General features: G+C 73.2%; 4 protein-coding genes. 2 read left to right on the top strand and 2 right to left on the bottom strand.

Going from position 1 to position 2,489, the window contains the following annotated elements; all coding sequences use genetic code 11:
• Positions 1–27: 27 nt before the first annotated feature.
• Complete coding sequence (locus tag ACFWBT_RS42595) at positions 28–858, top strand: class I SAM-dependent methyltransferase (protein WP_385710096.1); 831 nt, start codon at positions 28–30, stop codon at positions 856–858.
• A gap of 246 nt (positions 859–1,104) precedes the next feature.
• Here the strand turns inward: ACFWBT_RS42595 and ACFWBT_RS42590 are convergent, their stop codons facing one another.
• Positions 1,105–1,512: a DUF4232 domain-containing protein gene (locus ACFWBT_RS42590; RefSeq protein ID WP_385710093.1), complete on the bottom strand. Its 408-nt coding sequence runs from the start codon at positions 1,510–1,512 to the stop codon at positions 1,105–1,107.
• Here ACFWBT_RS42590 and ACFWBT_RS42585 point away from each other — a divergent pair.
• Positions 1,511–1,801, top strand: a complete 291-nt coding sequence (locus ACFWBT_RS42585) for a hypothetical protein (RefSeq protein WP_385710090.1) — start codon at positions 1,511–1,513, stop codon at positions 1,799–1,801. The genes ACFWBT_RS42590 and ACFWBT_RS42585 overlap by 2 nt on opposite strands.
• Before the next feature lie 163 nt (positions 1,802–1,964).
• Here ACFWBT_RS42585 and ACFWBT_RS42580 read toward each other — a convergent pair.
• On the bottom strand, positions 1,965–2,489 hold a 525-nt coding region (locus tag ACFWBT_RS42580; RefSeq protein WP_385710087.1), incomplete at its 5' end, for a hypothetical protein.

Here is a 2,489-nt window from a genome sequence, read left to right as displayed (position 1 = left end):
GTATAAGAGACAGCTCATAGTGGGCGCATGCCCACTGTACCCTCGGAGGGATCGCGTCCCTCCGCGAACAAGCCTCATGAGTACCGGCAGACGGCGGAGTCGTTCGGCTCCGACGCGGAACGCTACGACCGGGCACGGCCGCGCTCCCCTGAGGCCCTGGTCGAGAGGATCGTCTCCGGCAGCCCCGGTCCCGACGTCCTGGACGTCGGCTGTGGCACCGGCATCGCGGCCCGACAGTTCCGGGCCGCGGGGTGCACCGTCCTCGGGGTCGATCCCGACGCGCGGATGGCCGACGTGGCACGGCGGCTCGGCACCGAGGTCGAGGTCGCGGCGTTCGAGGCCTGGGCCCCGGCCGGGCGGAAGTTCGACACGGTCGTGGCCGCCCAGTCCTGGCACTGGGTCGACCCGGCCGCGGGAGCGGCCATGGCGAAGCGGGTGCTGCGGCCCCACGGCCGATTCGCCGCGTTCTGGCATGTGTTCCGGCTGCCGTCCCAGGTGGCGGAGGCCACCGTCGCGGCCTGCCGGAGGGTGATGCCCGACTCCCCGTTCGACTTCGGGGCGTTGGCGAATCCGTCCGTGGCCGTCTATGGACCGTTGCTCACGAAGGCGGCCGAGGAGATCCGCGGGGTGGGTGGATTCGACGAGCCCGAGGAGTGGAGCTTCTCCTGGGAGTGGTCCCACACCCGGGAGACATGGCTGGACGTGATGCCGACCCTGGGCGCCCTGACCCGGCTTCCCGCGGACGCGTCGGCATCCGTGCTGGCGGAGGTGGGCGCCGCCGTCGACGCGATGGGAGGCCGCTTCACGATGCCCTGTACGACGGTGGCGGTCACCGCCGTACGGTCCGCCTCGACGTGACCGTCACCGGCCGGTTCCGCGGAGTCCGGGCCGGGTCGGACCGGTGCTTCCGACACTCACCCGTGGGGTCACGTCGGGGGTCGTCGTCCGCCCGCCTTCGTGCTCCAGCGGTCCCGATCCTGATCCGGAGCTGTTCCAGGGGCTCCGATCCCGCTCACCGGTGCGCCGTCGCCCGCGGCGGGCGACGGCGACGGCGACGGGCGACTGCGACGGCGACGGGCGACTGCGACTGCGCACCGATGAAGCTCAGGAGGGCTTCTTCGCGGTGACGGCGGTGACCGTCGCCTTGTCGTCGCACTCGGCCAACGCGCCGTCGTCGAGGGCGAGCTGGTGCGCTCCGCCGGCCGGGAGACCCACCACCAGAGTCGGGTAGGTGACCGGCTCGGCCCCGGACACGCAGTAACCGTCGCCCTCGCCCTGGACCTGGACGAACGTCACCTTGACCCATGCCTTCGCGCCGGGTGCGAGCACCACCTTGGAAGCCGGGCCCGTCGGGGTCACCGCGAGCGGGCGGCCCTTCTGGGGAGATCCGTTGGGCGCCCCCGCCACGGTCGGATGCCCCTGGACGGCACACGACGTACCGGACATGTTGGTGAACTCGACGATGACCGCGCCGATTCCGGTGCCCTCGGGCCGGACGTCGGCCTGGTACATGAACGACTTCAGGGACTCCCCGGCGCATGCCTTCGTCGTCGGGGTGGCGGTGGCGGTCACCGACGCCGGCATCGTGGGAGTGAAGCTCCCGGCGGGCTCGGTGGACGATCCCGTCCCGCCGGGCGACACGGCGGGTTCCGGCGAGCCGGAGGACGAGGCCGTCGGCACGCCCGACGGCGAGGCGGCGGAACCGGTGTCCTCGTCGCCCGGCTGGCACGCGGTCATGAGAAGCGCGGCCGCCGAGACGGTCGCCAGCGCCAGAGCGGCTCCGCGGACACGTGACCCGTAATACATCCCGTACTGCATAAGTCCCCCGAATTCGAGATGTCCAGGTGCCGGTGGCTCGCCGGCACTCGCCGCTAGAGATCGCCCGGTGGTTCCCGTGGTTCACCGGCGCACGGGGCTGTGACACGACGGTGACGCGTCAGGTACGCATCACTCAGGGCCCAGGGTCAGCGACAGGCGCTGGGCGGTGCTCGACGTGAGGTGAACTCCCGGCAGTCGACCACGGCCCCCATGTCCCGGGTCGCGGCGCGGACGCGGTCCAGTCGGGCCGTCCGGCCCGCGCCGCCGACGAGCCGGGCCTCCATCCACGTTGTGGTCGCGCTGACGTCGGTGCGTTCCGTGCGCCGCCCGGTCAGCAGGCGTGTCGTGGCGTCGGCGGACGTGGTGCGCAGGAGGGGGACTCCGGCCCGGTCGGCAGTCAGCGTGCCGTCGTCGTGCAACGTCCAGCGGGCGCCGCGCAGTCGGTCGCCCACGTCCTGCGCCTGGTCGCGGGTGCCCGAGAGGGCATCGGCCGCGGTGACGTCGAGGGTGCGGAAGGTGCGTGCTCCCCGCTGCCGGTCCGGCTCGCTGTCGCGGGACGGCGGCGGCGTTCCCGGGGTGAAGACCGGGAGTCCCGGCGGACGGGTCGGATCGCGCGGTACCGCACGGCTCGGGCACGCCGACCGCCCCACCCGCCCGGGCACCGCCGCCCC

Source organism: Streptomyces sp. NPDC060027 (genome assembly GCF_042737005.1).
GTDB lineage: Bacteria > Actinomycetota > Actinomycetes > Streptomycetales > Streptomycetaceae > Streptomyces.
The sequence above is the reverse complement of the archived record's forward strand: the minus strand, read 5'-3'. Positions and strand labels throughout refer to the sequence as shown.